Below are 21,247 nucleotides of genomic sequence, written 5' to 3'. Positions count from 1 at the left end.
GGCGTGATGAACGCGCCGATCCTCAGCCGCTTCCACCCGCAGGTGGCCCAATGGTTCGGGGACGTCTTCGCCGCGCCGACCGCGGTGCAGGAGCAGGCGTGGCGCGCGATCTCCGACGGCGAAAACGCGCTGGTGGTCGCGCCCACGGGCTCGGGTAAGACTCTCGCGGCGTTTCTGTGGTCGCTGAACTCGTTGGTGGAGCGCGCCGGGCAGCAAGCCTTGCCTATCGACGGAGCTTCCGCCTCCACCCACGGCGGCGTGCGAGTCCTCTACATCTCGCCCCTGAAGGCGCTGGGCGTGGACGTGGAGAACAACCTGCGCGCGCCGCTGGCCGGCATCGCGCGGGTGGCGCAGAAGCTGGGCCGCGACATGCCGGACATTTCGGTCGGGGTGCGCTCCGGCGACACCCCGCAGTCCGAGCGCAACCGGCAGGTGCGCAAGCCCCCGGACATCCTGATCACCACGCCCGAGTCCCTGTACCTCATGCTCACCTCGAAGGCGGCGGGCATCTTGCAGACGGTGGACACCGTGATCGTGGACGAGATCCACGCCCTGGCCGGCACGAAGCGCGGCGTGCACCTGGCGCTCTCGCTGGAGCGGCTGCGGCGGCTGGCGGGGGACTTCCAGCGCATCGGCCTGTCGGCCACGGTGCGCCCAATCGAGGCGGTGGCGAACTTTCTGGGGCCCAAGACCACGATCATCAACCCGCCGGCGGAGAAGCGCTGGCACCTCGACGTGCGGGTGCCGGTGGACGACATGTCCGACCTGCCGGTGCCGGAGGACGCCTCCACGATCGGCGACGCGGTCTTCGATGACGCGCTGGACGAGGCTCCACAACCGGGTGCGACCAACTCCATCTGGCCCCACATCGAGCGCGCGGTGTACGGCGAGGTGATGGCGCACCGCTCCACCATCGTGTTCGTGAATTCGCGCCGCACCGCGGAGCGGCTGACCAGCCAGCTCAACGAGCTGTGGGCGAAGGAGCACGACCCGGAGGCGCTCTCGCCGCAGACGAGGCGGCCGCCGGCGCAGCTGATGAAGTCGGTGGACACCGCCGGCCACGCCGCCAACGTGATCGCCCGGGCCCACCACGGCAGCGTGAGCAAGGACGAGCGCGCCCAGACCGAAACCATGCTCAAAGAGGGCACCCTGCGCGCGGTGGTGTCCACCTCCTCGCTGGAGCTGGGCATTGACATGGGCGCGGTGGACCTGGTCATCCAGGTGGAGTCGCCGCCCTCGGTCGCCTCCGGGCTACAGCGCGTGGGCCGCGCCGGACACACCGTCGGCGCGGTCTCGGAGGGCACCTTCTACCCGAAGCACCGCGCCGACCTCGTGCAGACCGCGGTGACGGTGCCACGGATGCGCGAGGGCCTCATCGAGGAACTGCACACCCCGCGCAGCCCGCTCGACGTGCTGGCGCAGCAGACCGTGGCGGCGGTCGCGGTGGAGGACCTCGACGTCGACGAGTGGTACGACACCGTCCGCTGCGCCTGGCCGTACAGGGACCTGGCGCGCGAGGTGTTCGACTCGGTGATCGACCTGGTCATCGGCGTCTACCCCTCCACGGACTTCGCGGAACTCAGGCCCCGCGCCATCCTCGAAGGCTCCACCCTCAAGGCCCGCCCGGGCGCCCAGCGGGTCGCGGTGACCAACGCCGGCACCATCCCGGACCGCGGCATGTTCGGCGTATTCCTCGTCGGCGCGGACGACAAGGCGCCCCGCCGCGTCGGCGAGCTCGACGAGGAGATGGTCTACGAGTCCCGCGTCGGCGACGTGTTCACCCTCGGCGCCTCCAGCTGGCGCATCGAGAACATCACCCGTGACCAGGTCCAGGTCAGCCCCGCGCCGGGCCACACCGGTCGGCTGCCGTTCTGGACCGGCGACGGGCTGGGCAGGCCCTATGAGCTGGGCAAGGCGCTGGGCGCGTTTCGTCGAGAAGCAAAAAGCTCCTTGGATGCGAGCCTGGACGAGCGGGCGCGGACCAACCTGCTGCAATACCTCGAGGAGCAGGAGGAGGCCACCGGCATCCTCCCGGACGAGAAAACGCTGGTGCTGGAGCGGTTCACCGACGAGCTGGGGGATTGGCGCGTGGTGCTGCACACCCCGTTCGGCAAGGGCGTCAACGCGGCGTGGGCGCTGGCCACCGGCTGGCGGGTCGCGCAGGAAACCGGCATGGACGCCCAGGCGGTCGCGGGCGACGACGGCATAGTGCTGCGCCTCCCGCAGGGCGACAAGGAGCCGGACGGGGCGATCTTCCAGTTCGACGCCGACGAGATCGCCGACATCGTCACCGAACAGGGGGGCAACTCCGCCCTGTTCGCCTCCCGGTTCCGCGAGTGCGCCGCCCGCGCCCTGCTGCTGCCGCGGCGCAACCCCGGCAAGCGCGCGCCGCTGTGGCAGCAGCGCCAACGCGCCGAGCAGTTGCTGGACGTGGCCCGCAACTACCCGAGCTTTCCCATCATCCTCGAGACGGTGCGCGAATGCCTCCAGGACGTCTACGATCTCCCGGCGTTGCAGGAGGTCATGCGGGATGTGAACACGCGCCGGGTGCGCATCGCCGAGGTGACCACGGACCAGCCCAGCCCGTTCGCGTCGTCGCTGCTGTTCAACTACACCGGCGCGTTCATGTACGAGGGCGACACCCCGCTGGCGGAGAAGCGGGCGGCGGCGCTCTCGCTGGACCCGTCGCTGCTGGCCAAGCTGCTCGGCACCGTTGAGCTGCGGGAACTCTTGGACGCGGACATCATCGCGGAGGTGGACGCGTCGCTGCGCCGGCTCGGCCGTGCTTCGACGAGCGAGCAGTTCGCCGACACCCTGCGCATCGTGGGGCCCGTGCCTATCGACGAGCTCCGCCTCCACACCGAAGTCCCCCTCGAGTCGTTGGAGCAGGCCTTGGGGGCGCGGATGATGCGGGTGCGCATCGGCGGGCGCGAGCACGTCGCCCAGGTGCTGGACGCGCCGCTGCTTCGCGACGGCCTCGGCGTGCCCGTCCCGCCCGGCGTCGCCGCCCAGGTGCAGACCATCCCCGACGCGCTGGCGCAGCTGGTGGGCCGCTGGGTGCGCACCCGCGGGCCCTTTACGCTGCGTGATTTGGCCGACGCCTTCGGGCTGGCGGTCGGCGCGGCGCACGCGGCGCTGCAGCCGCTGGTGGACAAGGACAAGGTCATCCCGGGCCGCTACCGGCAGGGCGTCGAGGAAGAGGAATACGTCGCGGCCGAGGTGCTGCGGATCATCCGGTCGCGCTCGCTGGCGGCGGCGCGCGCCCAAACCAGGCCGGTGTCGCAGTCCGCTTATGCGCGATTCTTGCCCGCGTGGTCGAACGTCGCCCCGGTGGGCGTGGTGCCGGCGCTGCGCGGGGCCGATGGGGTGTACTCGGTGCTGGAGCAGCTCGCCGGGGTGCGGCTGCCGGCCAGCGCGTGGGAGTCCCACATCCTGCCGGCCCGGGTGGGCGACTACTCGCCGGTGATGCTCGACGAACTGACCGCCTCGGGCGAGATCGCCATCGTCGGCGCAGGCAAGGCGGGCGCCCGCGACCCATGGATCATGCTGCTGCCCGCGGACTACGCCGCCCAGCTCGCCCCGCAGGTGGACGAGCCGCTGCTGTCGCTCACCCAATCCCAGGTGATGGAGAAGGTGCGCCGCGGCGGCGGGTTCCTATTCACCGACCTGCTCGAGCCCACCACCACGACCGAGGAGCTGCGCGAGGCCATGTGGGACCTGGTCGAGGCCGGGTTTTTGGCCCCCGACTCGTTTGCGCCGATCCGGGCGCGGCTCGCCGGCGGCAAGGCGGCGCACAGGGCGAGGCGGAGGCCGTCGAGAAGCAGGGTGCGCTCGGGGCGGACATCGTTCGCGGCGAGCGTGCCGCCGGACATGGTGGGGCGGTGGTCGCTGACGCCTACGCCTGACGACGACGCGACCCGCCGGTCGGTGGCTCTGGGCGAGTCGCTGCTGGACCGCTACGGGGTGGTCACCCGCGGCTCGGTGGTCGCCGAGGACATCCTCGGCGGGTTCGCGCTGGCCTACAAGACGCTGTCCGGGTTCGAGGCGTCCGGCAAGGCGATGCGCGGCTACCTGGTGGAGGGGCTCGGCGCCTCGCAGTTTTCCACCCCGGCGACGATCGACCGGCTGCGCGGCCACCAGGACTCCGACGACGTGGTCGGCTGGCCCTCGGGGGCCCGGGAGCCGCACGTCCACGTGCTGGCGGCGACCGACCCGGCGAACCCCTACGGGGCGGCGCTGCCGTGGCCGGCGCAGGGGCCGACCCGCTCGGCGGGCGCGATGGTGGTGTTGGTGGATGGGCTGTTGGCCGCCCACGTCACCCGCGGAGGTAGGACCATGACCACGTTCTTCGACACGTTTCCGGACGGGGTCGGCGACCCGATGCCGCTGGTGGTCGGCGCCCTTACCGACGCGGTGCGGGCCGGCCGGATGCAGCCGCTGGCCGTGGAAAAGCTCGATGGCGGGCCCGCCTTCTCGCTGAAGGAGTACGGGGCGACGGCGACTCACAAGGGCGCGAAGATCGGCGGGCGCGCGTCGGCGCCCCCGAAGCGGCGCGGGCGCAGCGTGGCGGAGGCGCTGGGGGAGCTCGAAGACGACGAAGGCAGTGACGGCAACGGCCTAGGCACGCGCGACGGCGCGCGAGGCCCTGCCGAAGGTCTCACCTTCGACGATTAATTCAGGCTGCGGCGAATGCCTTTTAGGGCCGCATCGGCATGCGGTGACCAGGGCGATTGGGACGGTGGTTTGGCTGATTCGCATGGGCAGCATGACCCGCGCGCCCCGGCGGTGGGGAGGTGGGCCAGTGCGTTTCCACAGGTGGCGGCGCCGACGCTGAGGCTCGTTTCGCCTTGATCCGGTTGACCGCCGAGTGCATGGCGGGGTCCGTGGTGTTGGTGTGGGGGGTGCCGTCGGCTTTGACCAAAACGGCACCGCCGGTGTCGGGGTCGTAGTCCATGTAGCCCTTGTTGAACGAGCCGTCCCTGCGGTCGTTGTTGCACCTGTGGTGGGTGGGGCACAGGCCGGTGAGGTTCTCGATGTCGGTCGCCCCATACCGCAACCAAGAGATGATGTGGTGGGCCTCGCACTCGCTCATGGAGGTCGTGCAGCCGGCCCAGGAGCACACCCCCTGGACTGCGAACATGGCGATGCGCTGGCCCACCGACGCGAGCCTCCGCGACCGGCCCAGGTGCAGCGGCACCCCGGAAAGCCCGTCGACGGTGAGCAGGAAGTCGCTCGTGCCGTCCATTCCGAGCCGGACCAGGTCGAAGGCGTCGAGCTCCACACCGACGTTGGTCTGGAACAGGGTGTTGGCGTCGGCCTCGGCGAGGTCGTCGAGCGTGATGGACACCACCACCGACGCGGCGCCGCCGTTCGCAGCCTGCTGGCCTTCTTCGTACTGGCGCAGGATGGCCATGTACTGGTCGTAGCGGCGCTGGCCTTTCGTGCGCGGGTCCCGGTCGCCCTGCAGTTCCTCCGGGATATTGGAGTTCGGCGACAGACCCTTGTCGGTGAGCGCCTTGTAGAGGGCATAGTCGGCGCGGGTCATCGACAGCGTCACGTCGAAGGTGCCGTCCACGTTCTCCCTGCCCAGCGAGGCGTCGCGCTTTTCAAAGCCCGCGTTCGGGTTCGCCTTCACGTGGGGCTTGTTGGCCTCGGCGACCAGGCGCTTCACAAACAGCCGTAGGTCCTTCTCGTCGCGGTATTTCGCCTGCTCCATCGCGCGGGCGTAGATGCGCATCCGCTCGCCCTCGGCAGCCTTGAGCAGCTTGTCCAGCTCGCGGCGGATGATGTCCTGCTTGGCGGCCGGGACCTCGTCGGCACGCTTGCGCGCCTCCTCCTGGTCCTTGCGGCGGCGCTCCGCTTCCTCCTCGGCGGCCTTGCGCGCGGCCTCCTCGGCAGCAAGGCGGTCATCTTCAGTGCAGTCCTCTTCGAAGAAGAAGTCTTCAGGCTCCGGAGGCTCCGGCGGAGCATCGAAAAGCGCCTTCGCCCGTGCGATGCGGTTGTACGCCTCGCCGCGCGAGATGCCGAGCTTTTCGGTCAGGTACGCGTCCGGGTGGTTCGCGCCGACCAGCTTGCCGGCGTCCGCCAGCACGCACGCCTGCGCGAAGGCGGCGTCCACGTAGGCCTTCTTATCCATCGCGCGTTCGAGGCGCGCGATGTCGCGGGTGATGGTGGCGAGGGGGAGGGCCGATGGATCGTCCAGAAGCTGGCGCAACTGCGACAGGCCGTCGGCGACCTGGTCCACGAGCTCGGCGATTCCGTTCATGACACCCTCCTTTCCGCAACATTTCGCGGGTGTTGGGTGTCAATGTAACAACGCGTCCGACACGTAAAACTCAAATTCGAACAAACATTCTAAACTAGCTGCTTCACCAGGTGATTCGCCGCCGCAAGGCCAAGTCGAGGATTCGCCTCGCGCACGTCTTTCACCGCGCGCACAAACTGCTCTTTGGGGTCGGTGCCGGTCTCCGCGAGCACCCCGCGCGCCCACTCGACCGCGGCGTCCATGTCCGGGAAGAACCCCACAAGCGACTCTTCCGGCGTCGGCCCGGAGTTGAAGACAGTGTTGAAGATTTTGCGCAGAAATTGGAACATAGACCCCACTATGCCCGAAGGTGATTCCGTCTATCAGCTGTCAAAACGCCTGCAGTGGATGCAAAACCGCGAAGTCACAGCCACCAGCATCCGCGTCCCGCGCTACGCCACCGTCGACTTCACGGGCATGACCTGCGAGCGCGTCTGGCCGTACGGCAAACACCTGTTCATGCAGTTCGCCAAAGACGGCTACCAGCCGCAGATCCTGCACACCCACCTGAAAATGGAGGGCACGTGGTCCATGCACCGCGCCGGCACCAGGTGGAAAAAGCCCGCTCACGCCGCCCGCGTGGTGCTTTCGCTTAGCGACGAACCAAAGGCCGACATCGAACTCGTCGGCTTTTGGCTCGGGCTGGTCCGCGTCTTTCCAGCCAGGGAATACCAACAGGAGATGGGCTACCTCGGCCCGGACCTGCTGGACCCGGACTTCGACCTCGATGAGGCGGTCAGGCGCATCGAGGCGGAGCCCGACCGCGAGATCGGCCGCGCCCTGCTGGACCAGCGCAAGCTTGCCGGCATCGGCAACGAGTACCGCGCGGAAATCAACTTCCTGGCTGGAACGCATCCAGCGGAATTGGTGCGAGACGTGGACGTCGAGAAGCATGTGCGGCTTGCGAGGCGCTTGATGTGGGCGAATAAAGACGCCCCCGTCCGCGTGACCACGGGGGTCAAGCGGGCGGGGGAGACGAGTTACGTGTTCGGCCGCAACAACAAGCCGTGCAGGCGGTGCGGCACGCTAATTACCAAGGGTTTCCTCGGTGGGGAGGGCGACCTGGAGCGGGTTATCTGGTGGTGCCCGCAGTGCCAGCCTGAGCCTTGCTATATTCCGAGGCGAAAGGGGGAGTGATGTTTGACTTTGATTTCTTCAAAGAGAAACGCCCGTGGAGCAAGCAGGAGATTAACGAACTGGGGGAGTACTTTGCGGGATGGGCGGAGATGCCCGCCGAAGCCTCAGAAATGATCTACTGGCATGATGAGATAGCCAGGCGCACAGCTGCATCATGCGCGGATTTTGCGAAGCAACTTTTCGGTGGAGAAGGCCAGCGTCCGGACATCGTCAGCGCCTACCGGGTCAAGTCACAATCAACTATCGGTGACAAAATCCGCAGATCGAAAAAGGACCCGGGTGCGAATGTTCAGTTGGGCCGGATGTGGGATTTTGCGGGAGCACGAATTACAGCCAACGTGCTTCACGATGATCTTCGCTACCTGGGGTACGAGCTCCGTCGACGGCTAGTCGCGGAAGGGCATCGCGTCACTGAGCGGGACTACATCGCGCGTGCTCAGCCCGGCGGCTACCGCGCCCTTCACTTGATTATCGACTCAGCCGCGGGAATCGTTGAGTTGCAACTACGGACTTTGCTTCAGTCTGAGTGGGCCAACGCTTTTGAAAAGCTGGCAGATAAGACTGGGCGTCGAATCCGTTATGAAAGGAATTATCGGCCAGAAAACAGGGAGCTTGCTGAAGTCGCCGCTCACCTCGGGTCTATAGCGAGTGACATTCACGACATGGAGCGGACGCGAGCTGCGAGCAACCGGCACAGTCAGACCTCAATGAGAAATCTTGCAACTATACCTCCGGGGCTTCCATTGAATCCTCGGTTGCATGAGTTGCGTTCAAGATCTTTCGAAGCGCTGTCGCGATCCGAGGCTGTCGCTGGAGATCAGGCTTCGAGTATTCTGAGCCTCATTCGATCACTACGAGACCTATCGCAAAGCCTGAGCGCTTTCGAGCTTGAAAGCGAGTGAAGAAAATGAAGCACTTTCTCATCGTGTTCAACCGGAAAACCGGCGAGCGCCACATCACGGAATACGCGGATTCTCGCGAAGCGATCAGGCAGCGTCTCGACGAGGAGCAGTCCAACGAGAACCCTGACGTCGAAATCGTGGTGATCGGGTCGCCCTCACTCGAAGATTTGAAGGTGACCCACTCCAGGTACTTCCGGGTTGATGAGCTCCCTGATTTCGTTGAATATTGGACAAGAAGTGAGAGGGTTTCCTAGAACGTAAAAGGCAGCCGTCACATCTGTGAACGGCTGCCTGGGGTTGTGTTTTCCTACGCAGATGGATCCGCGTTCTTTTCACGCACCGCACGGCGGATGAAGAACACCAAAAAGCCCAGGATGATCAGCACCAGCACCACGTAGATCACGTTGGAGTAGGTGTCGGCGTACTCGGTGGCCTTCTCCCAGTTGTCGCCGAGGACGTAGCCCAGGTAGATCAGGATGGCGTTCCAGATGCCGGAGCCCAGGGTCGTCCACAGGCCGAAGGTGAAAAGGTTCATCTTGCCCAGGCCGGCGGGGATGGAGATCAGCGAGCGCACGCCGGGGATGAGGCGGCCGAAGAACACGCTCGGCTTGCCGTACTTGGTGAAGAAGTTCATCGCGGCGTCCACGTCGGAGGCGCGCACGAGCCACATCCAGTCGGCGATCTTGCGCAGCCGCTCCAGACCGAGCCACACGCCGACCCCGTAGAGCACGTATGCGCCGATGACGGAGCCCAGCACGGACCAGATGAACACGCTGACCATGTTCAGCGATCCTTGCGCGACGGTGAAGCCAGCGAGCGGCAGCACCACCTCGGACGGGATGGGCGGGAAGAGGTTCTCCAAGAGGATCGCGATGCCGACGCCGGGGGCGCCGAGGGTCTCCATGAGGCCCACAATCCAGTCGATGATGCTCTGCATTGGGCCTATCTTGCCCTACTCAACCTCGAGCGTCCAAGTATGCACCGGCGCGCCTGCCTGGGAATTTTTCATGTACTGGCGTAAAACCCGCGCGAGTCCGTCCGCGCGCTCCGTGGTTAGGGCCTTCGACCCGCCGGCCACGCGCTCGAGCGCGGCGAGCTGCCACGTCGCACCGTTTTGCCGCGCCCGCACGCGCCCCTCGATCACGCCGAGGTACTCGTCGGCGCAGGCCTCGTCCACGTCCAGCGTGCGCAGCCCTTTGTGCGCGAGCTCGAGCAAATGCTTCTCGACGAGCTCCGCCACCGCCACCGTCCCCAGCGTCGGCCACTCCACCTCGGCCTCGATACCGTCGCGGGCCCCGGTGAGGAAGTTGTTGTTGGCCGCCTCGAAGCTCAGGCGCGACCACACCGGCCGGGTCTGGTCGCCCAGCGCTTTGACCAGCCCGTAGTAGAACGCAGCGTCCGCCACGATGTCTTTCACGGTGGGGCCTGCGGGAAGCAGGCGGTTTTCCACGCGGATGTGGCTGAGCTCGCCGGCCGGGTCGTAGATGGCGCGGTTCCAGCGCCAGATGGTGCCGTTGTGCAGGGTGAGGTAGTGCAGGCCGGGGTTGTCGCCGTTCATGAACGGCGCGCCGGCTGCCATGCGGCCCTCGGGCAGCAGGGGAGAGAAGTAGCGCACGTTTTCCTCGAACAGGTCGAACACGCTGGTGATCCACCGTTCTCCGAACCACACGCGCGGGCGCACGCCCTGGTTGATCAGCTCCTTGGTGCGGGTGTCGATGGCCTGCTTGAACACGGGGATGCGCGACTCGTGCCACACCTTGTGCCCCATGAACAGCGGGGAGTTGGCCGACAGCGCCACCTGCACACCAGCGATCGCCTGGGAGGCGTTCCACGCGTCCGCGAACCGGTTGGGCGCCACCTGCAGGTGCAGCTGCATGGAGGTGCAGGTGGATTCAGGCGCGATGGTTTCGAAGTAGTGGGTGTACTTCTCGTCGCGGCGCAGGTCGATCTTCACCAGCTCGCCGCGCGATTCCAGGATGGAGTTGTTCAGCCCGGCGTAGCGGTTTTCCTGGGTCATCCATTCGTCGCTGTCCAGAAACTGAGAGGTCATTGTCGGCAGCGTGCCGATCATCGCCAGCTGCGAACCAGCCTGCTCCGCAGCGTCGCGCACGGTGGCAAGACGCTTCTCGACGCCCTCCGCCAGCCGCGCCAACCCGTCGCCCTCAATTCCCAGCGGCGGGTGGTTCATCTCCACGTTGTAGGCGCCGATCTCGGACTGGTACTCGTCGCCAAGTATCTCCAGCACCGCCTGGTTGTTGGGGTGCGGCTGCATGTCGCCGTCGACCAAGTTGAGCTCGAGCTCGAGCCCGATCGTGCCGTGGTCCACGAAGTCCGCGTCCTGGAGGTGGCGGTCGAAGCGCTCCAGCTCGTCTTCAAGCCGGCGCCGGTAGGTGGTGCGCTGGCGCGGAGTGTAGGACTCCGAAGAAACGGCGTCGCCCATCAGCGGTGCTCCCTGTACCAGGCGATCAGGCTGTCGGTGGAGGAATCGCCCGTGTCCGGCTCTTCCTCGCCCGCGACGGCGGCGGCCAGGTCGTTCGCCTGCGCCTTGCCCAGCTCCACGCCCCACTGGTCGAAGGCGTTGATGCCCCAGATCGCGGCCTCGACGAACACGATGTGCTCGTACAGCGCGATCAGCGCACCCAGGCTGAACGGGGAGAGCTCCTCGGCCAGAATCGTGGTGGTGGGGCGGTTGCCCGGCATCACCTTGTGCGGGGCCAGCGCGTGCGGCACGCCTTCGGCCTCGATCTCCTGCTGGGTCTTGCCGAAAGCCATGACCTTCGTTTGCGCGAAGAAGTTGCCCATGAGCAGGTCGTGCATGGAGCCCTCGCCGGTGGCGGTGGGCAGGTCCGTCCGGGGCTTGGCAAAGCCGATGAAGTCCGCCGGCACGAGCGTGGTGCCCTGGTGGATCAGCTGGAAAAACGCGTGCTGGCCGTTGGTGCCCGGCTCACCGAAGTAGATTTCGCCGGTGTCGTGGTCAACGCTTGCGCCGTCGATACGCGTGTGCTTGCCGTTGGACTCCATGGTCAGCTGCTGCAGGTACGCGGGGAAGCGGGCGAGGTCCTGCGAGTACGGCAGGACCGCGTGCGTCTGCGCCTTGTGGAAGTTGCGGTACCAAATGTTCAAAAGCCCCATCAGCACAGGCACGTTCTCCTCGAACGGAGCGTCACGGAAGTGCTGGTCCATGGCGTGGAAGCCGTCGAGCATCCGCATGAAATCCTCCGGGCCGATGACGGCCATGAGGCTGAGCCCGATCGCGGAATCCATGGAGTAGCGCCCGCCTACCCAGTCCCAGAACGGGAACATGTTCGCGGTGTCGATGCCGAACTCTGCCACCTTTTCCGCATTGGTGGACACAGCCACGAAGTGCTTCGCAATCGCGGATTCGTCGCTGCCGAACTGCTCGAGCAGCCAGCGCTTCGCGGCGTGCGCGTTGGCCAGCGTCTCCTGGGTGGTGAACGTCTTGGACGCGACGATGAACAGCGTTTCTTCCGCATCCACCTCAGCGAGCACACGCGTCATATCCGCCGGGTCCACGTTGGAGACGAACTCGGCGGTGATGCCAGCAGTAGCGTAGGTACGCAGCGCCTTCGCGGCCATGGCAGGGCCCAGATCCGAGCCGCCGATGCCGATGTTGACCACCTTGGAAATCGTCTTGCCGGTGTGGCCCACCCACTCGCCGCTGCGCAGCTTGGAGGCGAACTCGCGCATCTGCTTCAGCACCGCGTGCACGTCCGCGGTCACGTTCTGGCCGTCCACCTCCAGCCCAGTGTCCTCGGGCGCGCGCAGCGCAGTGTGCAGCACCGCGCGGTCCTCTGTGGTGTTGATGTGCTCGCCGGTAAACATCGCCTCGATGCGGTCTTTCAGGCCTGCCTCGTCGGCCAAGGCGAGCAATTGCTTTGCGACGTCTCCGTCCACCAGGTTTTTGGAAAGGTCGACGCGAAGCCCGGCCGCGTCGAAGGTGTAGCGCTGCGCGCGCTGCGCGTCCGCCCGGAACAGGTCCCGCAGGGTGGTGCGGGACTTTTCCGCGTGGAGTTTTTCCAGCTTGCCCCAGCTTTCGGTGGACGTGATGTCGTGCATGTCAGCCTCCCAGGTGGCGGTCCAGGTTGCGGTTAGGTTGTCCTGGATCAACGGTAGCCAAAACGCGCTGCGCGCGTCCGCGGAGCGGGGGAGTGTGGATAATGGCGACCATGTCCATTGTGAAAATCAACGCGATCACCGTCCCCGAGGGTGCCGGCGAGGAGCTGGAGCGCCGGTTTGCCGCCCGCAAGCACTCCATCGACGGCCACCCCGGCTTCCAGGGTTTCCAGCTGCTGCGTCCGGTCAAGGGCGAGGACCGCTACTTCGTGGTCACCCGCTGGGCGGACGAGGAGTCCTACAACGCGTGGTGGGAAGGCGCGGGCCGCGCCGGGCACGGCGAGTCGAAGGACGCTGATAGTGACAAGCCCCGCAAGCCGGTCTCGCAGTCCGCGGACCTGCTGGAGTTCGAGGTCGTGCTCGACTCGCTGGAGCAGGACTAGCGGTGCAGGATTAACCCAGCTTTCCTCGGCCGAGGCGCAGCAGGATCTGTGCCAGGCCGGGTCCTTCCTCGCCCAGTTCGTCGCGGAACTGGTTGATTATGGCGACCTCGCGCGTGTGCACTAGGCGGGTGCCGCCGGAGCCCATGCGGGTCTTGCCGATGGCTTTGGAGATCTCACTGCGGCGCTTCACCGCGTCGAGGATCACGCGGTCCAGCCGGTCGATCTCTTTGCGGTACGCCTGAATCTCCGCGTCCGAGAGTGGGTCGTCTGTGCCGGAAGGCATGCGGATTTCAAGCTCGCTCATGGCTGTTTATTATGCCAGTTCGAACACCCGCGCGGGTCGTGTCGGAGGCGTTAGTACAGTTACGGCCATGACTGATCTGACCCTGGGTTTGAATCCGCAGCAGCAGGCCGCCGTCGTCCATGAAGGCAGCCCGCTGCTCATCGTCGCGGGCGCGGGTTCCGGCAAGACCGCGGTGCTCACCCGCCGCATTGCCTATCTGCTGCACAACCGCGGTGTGGCGCCGTGGCAGATCTTGGCCATCACCTTCACCAACAAGGCCGCCGCGGAGATGAAGGAGCGCGTGGGCCAGCTGGTCGGCCCGGAGGCGGAGCGGATGTGGGTGGCCACCTTCCACTCAGTGTGCGTGCGCATCCTGCGCCAGCAGGCCCAGCTGGTGCCGGGGCTGAACACCAACTTCACCATCTACGACTCGGATGATTCGCGCCGCCTTTTGGGCATGATTGCCAAGGACTTCAACCTGGATTTGAAGAAGTTCACGCCCCGCACCCTGGCCAACGGGATCTCGAATCTGAAAAACGAGCTGATTGGCCCGGAGACGGCGCTGGCAAACGCCGAGCGCACCCACAACCCGTTCGAGACCACGGTGGCCAAGGTGTACGTGGAGTACCAGCGCCGCCTGCGCCAGTCCAACGCGCTGGACTTCGACGACCTCATCGGCGAGGTCGTGCGCATTTTCAAGGAGCACCCCCAGGTCACGGACTACTACCGCCGCCGCTTCCGCCACGTGCTGGTGGACGAGTACCAGGACACCAACCACGCCCAGTACGAGCTCATCCACACCCTTGTCGGCGACGGTCCGGATGCGCCGGAGCTGGCGGTGGTGGGCGACTCGGACCAGTCCATTTACGCCTTCCGTGGCGCGACCATCCGCAACATCGAGGAGTTTGAGCGCGACTACCCGAACGCCACCACGATCATGCTGGAGCAGAACTACCGCTCCACGCAGAACATCTTGGGCGCGGCGAACGCGGTGATCGCGCAGAACGAGGGCCGCCGCCCGAAGAAGCTGTGGACGGACCAGGGCTCCGGCGAGAAGATCGTCGGCTACGTCGCGGACAACGAGCACGACGAGGCGCGCTTCATCGCCTCCGAGATTGACTCCCTGGCCGACAGGGGAGTGCCGTACTCGGACATGGCGGTGATGTACCGCACCAACAACGCTTCGCGCGCGCTCGAGGACATCTTCATCCGCTCCGGCATCCCGTACAAGGTCGTCGGCGGCACGCGCTTCTACGAGCGGCGCGAAATCCGCGACATCGTCGCCTACCTCAAGGTCTTGGAGAACCCGGACGACACGGTGAGCATGCGCCGCATCGTCAACGTGCCCAAGCGCGGCATCGGCGACAAGGCCCAGGCGATGGTGGCGCTGCACGCGGAGAACAACAACCAAAGCTTCGGGCGCTCGCTTGTCGACGCCACCTCCGGCAACGTCGACATGCTGGCAAAAGCCGCCACGAACTCGATCACGCGCTTTGTGGAGATGATCCGCCAGATCCGCGACGACATGCCGGCGATGCGCAACGAGGTCACGGGCATGCCGGACCTGGGCGCGCTGATCACCCGCGTGTTGGACGACACGGGCTACCGCGCCGAGCTGGAGGCATCGAACGACCCGCAGGACGGCGCGCGCCTGGACAACCTCAACGAGCTGGTCTCTGTGGCCCGGGAGTTCTCCTCCGAAGCAGCCAACCAGGTGGCGTACATGACCGATGAGGAGCTCAACGAGGTGATGCAGGAAGGTGAGCCCGCGCCGGGGTCCCTGCAGGCGTTTTTGGAGAAGGTCTCCCTGGTGGCGGACGCGGACCAGCTGCCGGAGCACGAGCAAGGCGTGGTCACGTTGATGACGCTGCACACGGCGAAGGGCCTGGAGTTCCCGGTGGTGTTCGTCACCGGGTGGGAGGACGGGCAGTTCCCGCACCTGCGGGCGCTGGGGGATCCGGCGGAGCTCGCCGAGGAGCGCCGCTTGGCGTACGTGGGCATCACCCGCGCCAAGGAGCAGCTCTACCTGACGCGTGCGATCCTGCGCGCTTCCTGGGGCTCTCCGGTGACCAACCCTGCCAGCCGCTTCCTCGCAGAGGTCCCGGAGGACCTCATCGACTGGCGCCGGTTGGAACCGGAGCGCTCATTCAGTTCTGACGCGTGGGGCGCGCCCACCCGCTCCCGCCCGCCGGCCCGATCCCGCCGGGGCGGGTCCGGCACGAAGGTGCACAAGAACCTCAACTTGGCGGTGGGGGACCGGGTCAATCACGCCAAGTACGGGCTCGGCACCGTGATGGCGGTAGAGGGCTCGGGCGTGCGGGAAACGGTGACGATTGACTTCGGCTCCTCGGGCACCGTCCGTCTGATGACGATCGGCGGCGTGCCCATGGAGAAGCTCTAGCCCGCTAGATCTTGATGCCTTGGGCGGCGAACCACGGCACCGGGTCCACCTGGTTCACGCCGTCCGGCTTGATCTCGAAGTGGAGGTGCGGGCCGGTGGATTGGCCCTCGCTACCGATGGAGGCGATCTTCTGCCCGGCGGTGACGCGCTGGCCCACGGAGACGTCGTAGTAGCGCATGTGGCCGTAGACGGACACCTCGCCGCCGTCGTGCTTAATTACGACCCAGTTGCCGAAGCCGCGCGCCGGGCCTGCGGAGATGACGGTGCCGTCCATGACGGAGTAGATCGGGGTGCCCAGGTCATTGGCAATGTCGATGCCCTGGTGCACGGTGCCCCAGCGCGGGCCGAAGCCTGAGGTGAAGCGGCCGGATGCCGGGGTGACCACGGTGCGGCCGTCGGCGGTGCGACCGCGCTGCGGCGCCACCCAGTCGCTGCCCTTTGCTGGAGCGAACGCGGCGGCGAGCGGAGCCTCGAGAGCGCGGGGGTCGTAGACGATCTTGTAGTCGCCTGCGGTAATCGTCGCGCCGCTTTCCTTGATGGCGCCTGCGGCTTTCGCTACTGCGCCCACAGCTTGGCCCGCGTCGGAGATGGTTGCGCCGCCCACGGTGACGGTCAGGGCAGTAGCGGGCGCGGGCGCCAGGGTGAGCGCCATTGCCGCTGCGGCCGAGACGGCTGCGATGCTCGAAGTGAGACGTCGGTTCATGTTTGGGGGATACCTTTTCTAACTCTGTAGAGGGCTAGGCGCGGTCTCGGCCACGCACACAGGCAGAGAATCTAACCGGCGAAATGAGCCCTGGCAATGCTGTGACGTGCACGTTTGTTCGAATTTCCGCGTTATCCCGGATGTCCGTCCAGCTCATCCGGCGTGTTGCTGGTGTGAAAATTGTTACGCATGGTAATGGGCTGCGGGGGTGGGTGCTTTACCCCCGTCCAGTAGAAGGGCGATCAAAAAACGGGGCCGCCCGCGCGCCACAATGGCGCGGGCGGCCCCGTGAGAGGGCGGAAAAGCGCGTTAGAGGTTAATGCCTCGGGCTGCCAGCCAGGGGGCAGGGTCCGACGGGCTGGCGCCGTCAGGCCAGATCTCAAAGTGGAGGTGGGAGCCGGTGGAGAAGCCCTCGCTGCCCATGCCGGCGATGAGCTGACCGGGCTGCACAACCTCGCCGACGGCGACGTAGAGGGACTGCATGTGGCCGTAAACGGAGATGGAGCCGTCCTCGTGGCGGATGCGGATCCAGTTGCCGAAGCCCTGCGCCGGGCCGGAGTCGATCACGGTGCCAGCGGCAACTGCGCGGATCGGGGTGCCCGGGGTGTTGGCGATGTCGACGCCGTTGTGCATCGAGCCCCAGCGCATACCAAAGCCCGAGGTGAAGGCACCCTCGGCCGGCTTAGTAAACAGCGGCGCGCGGGCGGCTTCGTCCAGGCGGGCAACCTCGTCGGAGTGCTGGATAGCCTTGTCCAGCTGCTCGGTGAGGTTCTCCACCGGCTTGTATTCGGCGATGGAGAGGATCTGCGGGGTCTCCTCGGCGGAAGCCTCGTCCACTCCCGGATCGGCGCTCTGGAGCTCGTCGGCGTCTGCGGCGAGCTTGATGTTCTGTCCCTGCTCGGCGTCCTGGTTGCTGGTGAGGGCACCGGCGACCAGGCCGGAGAAACCAGCGGTGGACACAGCGCCAGTGGCTGCTGCGACGACGGCAACGCGCCCCTTGTTGGGGGACTGCTTGCGGTGCTTGCCGCCCTGCTTCGTGGAGTTGAACATGAGCCCTCTTTGAGATCTTCCGTTGGCCGTGGGTTCCGCTGCTCACCGCGGAATCGTGACCTTCCTGTTATCTACGAGAGGCTACTGTAACGAATTGGTTTCGTCGGAGCAAGATGAAATCTGAAAATACTCTTAAATCGCGTCTATTCGGGGGAATGTTACACACCCACCGTGCGGGAGATGTGCGCCACGCCCGCGCGTTGCGGGCGGCCCAGGGCGCATTTCGGAGTGCGCCGCAGCCCGCGGCCAGGGTGTCACTGTGGTGGCCTTTGTGGCTGGGGTGGCAGAGTAGGACGCGATGAGCACCACACCCAACCAAAGGCCCCGCCAGGCGGATGCGCGCCGCCAGCGCCGCAAGGGCGCATCCCTGCGGAAGATCACGGGCATCAAGCGCCCCGCGGACAGCGGCAAAATGCCCGCCACGGCGAAAGAACGTGTGCGCCACTACCTGCCGTACGCGCTCGTGCCGAACTTGGCGCTGGTGCTCGGCATCGTCGCGTTGTGCTTCGCGGTCATCCTCATTGCAGGTTGGAGCCTGACGTACTTCCCCGGGGCTCTCGGCGAGGCATGGTTCGCGCTCCACGGGGTGCCGTTGCTTATCGACGGCGTCTCGCTGACCGCCATGCCCCTTTTGCCCGCCGTTGGCGTGGCCGCAGTGGTGGCGGTGCAGGTGCGCAAGGCCACCGCCGGCCGCGTGAGCGTTCTGGATCTGCTCACCCTCCTCGGGCTCTCGCTCGGCTTGCCGCTGCTGGTCAGCGGCATCGCGCTGTTCATGGTCTTCGACGCCTCGCACGTGTACCCGGTGGCCACCCCGCCTGTGGTTGCCGCGTTTGTGTACCCGCTGATCGTGCACCTTCTCGGCTTCGTCGTCGGCGTGCGTCGCGTTGTGTGGCACGCGCTGGCCAAGCGCAGCGGCATTCCGTCCGTGGCGGTGGACACAGGGGCACAAGCGGCGAATCTCATTCTCCGCCTGCTCGCCGCGGCCGCGGTGGTCTTCCTTATTGCGCTCGCCTTCGGCTACGGGCGCGTCGGTGAGCTTGTCTCCCAGTTCCCGCAGCTCGGCGTCGGCGGGGGCATCGCCCTGGTGGTGCTGAGTCTGCTGTATCTGCCCAACGCGGCGGTCGCCCAGCTCGCGGTGCTCCTCGGCGGCAGCTTTGAGGCCGCGGGCGCGGGCGTGAGCCTGTTCGCCACCTCCAACGTGGCATACCCGCCCCTGCCGCTGTTCGCCGCGATCCCCGCAGAAATGCCCCAGTGGGCGCCGGTGCTGCTCATCGTGCCGGCGGCGGTGCTGGCGCACGCGTTCGTCGTTAAGCCACTGAGCCTCGAAGGCGTCGCCGCGACCGCAACGTGGGCGGCGCTTATGGGGGCGGTGCTGGGCATCTTCTCTTCCGGTGGTGCCGGAGCGTACGGGCTCGTCGGCGCGGATCCGTTCGCGTTGGCGTTGTCGCTGTTTATCTGGGTTGCCCTCACGGGCGCACTGGTGCGCGGAGTCGCGCTGGTGAGGCAACGCGCGTCGGCGCGCAGCGGTAGTTAGACTTGAACCCGTGAGTGACTCTGCGAAATCGGTGGCCGTCCTCGCGTCGGGCACCGGCACCCTGTTGAAAGCGATCATCGACAACCAGGAGAACCGCTACCGCGTCGACCTCGTGGTGGCGGATCAAATTTGTCCGGCACTGCAACGCGCCAAAAATGCCGGCATTCGCACCGCCGTGGTGCCGATGGAAACCAACCGCAACGCCTGGAACGACAAAATGGTGGCCGCTGTGGCCTCCGTCGAGCCGGACTTGGTGGTTTCCGCCGGCTTCATGCGGCTGCTCGGCCCGGCCTTTGTCCGGGAGTTCGAGGGGCGCACGATCAACACTCACCCGTCGCTTCTTCCCTCGTTCCCGGGCGCGCACGCGGTGCGCGACGCGCTGGAGCACGGCGTGAAAGTCACTGGCTGCACCGTGCACTACGTGGATGCCGGCCTGGACAGCGGCGAGATCATCGCCCAGCGCCCTGTCGAGGTTGAGGCGGGGGACACAGAGTCCGAGCTCCACGAACGCATCAAGAAGGTGGAGCGCGAGCAGATCGTTCATCTGCTGCACAACGTCGAAATTGTCAATGGAAAGGCTGTCTTCAATGTCTAAGCGGGAAATTAAGCGCGCTCTGATCAGCGTCTACGACAAGACCGGGCTGGAGGAGCTCGCCCGCGCGCTCGGCCAGGCGGGCGTGGAGATCGTCTCCACCGGCTCCACCGCGAAGCGCATCGCTGACGCGGGTGTGGCGGTCACCGAGGGTGCGGACGTGACCGGCTTCCCGGAGGTGCTCGACGGCCGCGTGAAGACGCTGCACCCGCGCGTGCACTCCGGCATCCTCGCGGACCTGCGCAAGAACAGCCACGTAGACCAGCTGCAGGAGCTGGGCATCGAGCCGTTCGATCTCGTCGTGGTCAACCTCTACCCGTTCGAGGAGACTGTGGCCTCCGGCGCTACTTTCGACGAGTGCGTCGAGCAGATCGACATCGGTGGGCCGTCCATGGTCCGCGCCGCGGCGAAGAACCACCCGTCGGTCGCAGTGGTCACCTCGCCCGCGCGCTACGGCGAGGTCGCAGAGGCGGTCAAGGGCGGCGGCTTCAACCTTGACCAGCGCAAGCAGCTTGCGCTGGAGGCGTTTACGCACACTGCGCTTTACGACGCCGCGGTCTCCTCCTGGCTGTCCAACCAGCTCGGCGCGGACGCCTCCGGCGCCGGCAAGACCACCACCCTGCGTTACGGCGAGAACCCGCACCAGGCCGCACGCCTGGAAAACGAGGGCTGGGGTCTGGCCGCCGCCACCCAGCACGGCGGCAAGGAGATGAGCTACAACAACTACCAGGATGCTGACGCCGCATGGCGCGCCGCCTGGGACCACGAGCGCCCGTGCGTGGCAATCATCAAGCACGCCAACCCGTGCGGCGTGGCAGTGTCCGACACCTCGATCGCGGACGCGCACAAGAAGGCCCACGCCTGCGACCCGGTGTCCGCCTACGGCGGCGTGATCGCCTGCAACCGCGAGGTCACCCTGGAGCTGGCGGAGCAGATCAAGCCGATCTTCACCGAGGTTGTCGTCGCGCCGTCCTACGCAGCGGACGCGCTTGAGCTGCTGCAGACGAAGAAGAACCTGCGCATCCTCGAGGTCGAGCCGAAGCAGCCGGGCGAGGAGCGCAAGCAGATCGCCGGCGGATGGCTCGTGCAGGAGCGCGACCGTTTCCAGGCCGACGGCGATAACGCCGCCAACTGGACCCTCGCCGCCGGCGAGGCGGCCGACGAGCAGACACTGGCCGACCTCGAATTCGCGTGGCGCGCGGTGCGCTGCGTGAAGTCGAATGCAATCCTGATTGCGTCCGAGGGGGCGTCTGTCGGCATCGGCATGGGCCAGGTCAACCGTGTGGACTCCGCGAAGCTCGCCGTGGACCGCGCCAACACCCTCGACGAGGGCCGCAACCGCACCAACGGCGCCGTGGCCGCCTCCGACGCGTTCTTCCCGTTCGCGGACGGGTTCCAGCTGCTGGCGGACTCCGGTGTGAAGGCCGTGGTGCAGCCCGGCGGCTCCATCCGCGACGAGGAAGTCATCGCCGCCGCCGAGGCCGCCGGCGTGACCATGTATCTGACCGGCACCCGCCACTTCGCCCACTAGAAAGACTCGTTTCCCGTGCCCTCCAAAGTTGCAGCCCTGGCCCTGACCGCGGGCCTGGCATTCCCCATGTCGTCGGTGCCGACTTACACGGCGATCGACCAGATTCCCGTGATCGGCCAGCCAATCGTGCAGGCCTACAACCAGCTGCCGCCGCAGGTGAAAAACGCGATCCGCCTGCCGCTGCCGCTGACCACCCCGAAGCCCGGCAAGGCGCAGCACGTCGCGCCCGCAGTGGACGTCCAGGCGCAGCTGGACCGCCTTGTGGCGGACGTGGTGGGACGCCACAAGGCGGT

General features: G+C 66.6%; 18 protein-coding genes. 10 read left to right on the top strand and 8 right to left on the bottom strand.

What is annotated here, in order from left to right; all coding sequences use genetic code 11:
- Positions 1-6 precede the first annotated feature (6 nt).
- Positions 7-4,674 (top strand): ATP-dependent helicase, encoded by a 4,668-nt coding sequence (locus H0193_RS12065; RefSeq protein WP_181890156.1) that lies wholly within the window; start codon positions 7-9, stop codon positions 4,672-4,674.
- Between the two features lie 22 nt (positions 4,675-4,696).
- On the opposite strand, the gene H0193_RS12060 is transcribed toward H0193_RS12065, so the two are convergent.
- Both H0193_RS12060 and H0193_RS12055 read right to left on the bottom strand, forming a co-directional pair.
- Positions 4,697-6,265 carry an HNH endonuclease signature motif containing protein gene (locus H0193_RS12060; protein ID WP_181890155.1) on the bottom strand — a complete coding sequence of 523 codons (1,569 nt, stop codon included), beginning with the start codon at positions 6,263-6,265 and terminating at the stop codon, positions 4,697-4,699.
- A gap of 89 nt (positions 6,266-6,354) precedes the next feature.
- The gene (locus H0193_RS12055) at positions 6,355-6,594 is read right to left on the bottom strand and encodes a hypothetical protein (protein WP_181890154.1); all 240 of its coding nucleotides are present in this window, start codon (positions 6,592-6,594) and stop codon (positions 6,355-6,357) included.
- A gap of 10 nt (positions 6,595-6,604) precedes the next feature.
- On the opposite strand from H0193_RS12055, the gene H0193_RS12050 reads away from it, so the two are divergent.
- Genes H0193_RS12050 through H0193_RS12040 form a run of 3 tightly spaced genes read left to right on the top strand, consistent with a single transcriptional unit; the run spans position 6,605 to position 8,597 of the window.
- Positions 6,605-7,441, top strand: a complete 837-nt coding sequence (locus H0193_RS12050; RefSeq protein WP_181890153.1) for a DNA-formamidopyrimidine glycosylase family protein — start codon at positions 6,605-6,607, stop codon at positions 7,439-7,441.
- The gene (locus tag H0193_RS12045; protein WP_181890152.1) at positions 7,441-8,343 is read left to right on the top strand and encodes a hypothetical protein; all 903 of its coding nucleotides are present in this window, start codon (positions 7,441-7,443) and stop codon (positions 8,341-8,343) included. The genes H0193_RS12050 and H0193_RS12045 overlap by 1 nt, the downstream gene beginning before the upstream one ends.
- A 5-nt stretch (positions 8,344-8,348) precedes the next feature.
- Entirely contained in the window at positions 8,349-8,597 is a 249-nt protein-coding gene (locus H0193_RS12040; protein ID WP_181890151.1) for a hypothetical protein, read from the top strand.
- Positions 8,598-8,650: 53 nt separating this feature from the next.
- On the opposite strand, the gene H0193_RS12035 is transcribed toward H0193_RS12040, so the two are convergent.
- From H0193_RS12035 to pgi, 3 genes are read right to left on the bottom strand one after another with little or no spacing between them, the layout of a single operon-like run.
- Entirely contained in the window at positions 8,651-9,280 is a 630-nt protein-coding gene (locus H0193_RS12035; protein WP_181890150.1) for a DedA family protein, read from the bottom strand.
- Positions 9,281-9,295: 15 nt separating this feature from the next.
- The gene (locus H0193_RS12030; protein ID WP_181890149.1) at positions 9,296-10,783 is read right to left on the bottom strand and encodes a glutamate-cysteine ligase family protein; all 1,488 of its coding nucleotides are present in this window, start codon (positions 10,781-10,783) and stop codon (positions 9,296-9,298) included.
- On the bottom strand, positions 10,783-12,420 hold the full coding sequence (gene pgi / locus H0193_RS12025) for a glucose-6-phosphate isomerase (protein WP_181890148.1): 1,638 nt from the start codon (positions 12,418-12,420) through the stop codon (positions 10,783-10,785). Before pgi ends, H0193_RS12030 begins: the two co-directional genes overlap by 1 nt.
- Positions 12,421-12,530: 110 nt before the next feature.
- Between pgi and H0193_RS12020 the strand changes: the two genes are divergently transcribed.
- Positions 12,531-12,860 (top strand): antibiotic biosynthesis monooxygenase family protein, encoded by a 330-nt coding sequence (locus H0193_RS12020; RefSeq protein WP_181890147.1) that lies wholly within the window; start codon positions 12,531-12,533, stop codon positions 12,858-12,860.
- A gap of 10 nt (positions 12,861-12,870) precedes the next feature.
- Here the strand turns inward: H0193_RS12020 and H0193_RS12015 are convergent, their stop codons facing one another.
- Complete coding sequence (locus H0193_RS12015; protein ID WP_181890146.1) at positions 12,871-13,164, bottom strand: chorismate mutase; 294 nt, start codon at positions 13,162-13,164, stop codon at positions 12,871-12,873.
- Between H0193_RS12015 and pcrA the strand changes: the two genes are divergently transcribed.
- Positions 13,103-15,544 carry a DNA helicase PcrA gene (pcrA, locus tag H0193_RS12010; RefSeq protein WP_420838859.1) on the top strand — a complete coding sequence of 814 codons (2,442 nt, stop codon included), beginning with the start codon at positions 13,103-13,105 and terminating at the stop codon, positions 15,542-15,544. The two genes, H0193_RS12015 and pcrA, sit on opposite strands and share 62 nt — an antisense overlap.
- A gap of 4 nt (positions 15,545-15,548) precedes the next feature.
- Here pcrA and H0193_RS12005 read toward each other — a convergent pair whose 3' ends face one another.
- Positions 15,549-16,247: a M23 family metallopeptidase gene (locus tag H0193_RS12005; protein WP_181890144.1), complete on the bottom strand. Its 699-nt coding sequence runs from the start codon at positions 16,245-16,247 to the stop codon at positions 15,549-15,551.
- 309 nt (positions 16,248-16,556) lie between these two features.
- A complete protein-coding gene (locus tag H0193_RS12000) occupies positions 16,557-17,297 on the bottom strand; it encodes a M23 family metallopeptidase (RefSeq protein WP_181890143.1) in 741 nt (246 codons plus the stop codon).
- 298 nt (positions 17,298-17,595) lie between these two features.
- Here H0193_RS12000 and H0193_RS11995 point away from each other — a divergent pair, with 298 nt between their 5' ends.
- The 4 genes from H0193_RS11995 to H0193_RS11980 all read left to right on the top strand — a co-directional run.
- Positions 17,596-18,831 (top strand): cell division protein PerM, encoded by a 1,236-nt coding sequence (locus tag H0193_RS11995; protein WP_181890142.1) that lies wholly within the window; start codon positions 17,596-17,598, stop codon positions 18,829-18,831.
- 10 nt (positions 18,832-18,841) lie between these two features.
- A complete protein-coding gene (purN, locus tag H0193_RS11990; protein WP_239307342.1) occupies positions 18,842-19,426 on the top strand; it encodes a phosphoribosylglycinamide formyltransferase in 585 nt (194 codons plus the stop codon).
- Positions 19,419-20,954, top strand: a complete 1,536-nt coding sequence (purH, locus tag H0193_RS11985) for a bifunctional phosphoribosylaminoimidazolecarboxamide formyltransferase/IMP cyclohydrolase (RefSeq protein WP_181890141.1) — start codon at positions 19,419-19,421, stop codon at positions 20,952-20,954. The genes purN and purH overlap by 8 nt, the downstream gene beginning before the upstream one ends.
- A 15-nt stretch (positions 20,955-20,969) precedes the next feature.
- A partial coding sequence (locus tag H0193_RS11980; RefSeq protein ID WP_181890140.1) for a hypothetical protein occupies positions 20,970-21,247 on the top strand: 278 nt, incomplete at its 3' end.

The sequence above is a fragment of the Corynebacterium haematomassiliense genome, assembly GCF_013978595.1.
GTDB classification, from domain to species: Bacteria; Actinomycetota; Actinomycetes; order Mycobacteriales; family Mycobacteriaceae; genus Corynebacterium; species Corynebacterium lehmanniae.
The sequence above is the reverse complement of the archived record's forward strand: the minus strand, read 5'-3'. Positions and strand labels throughout refer to the sequence as shown.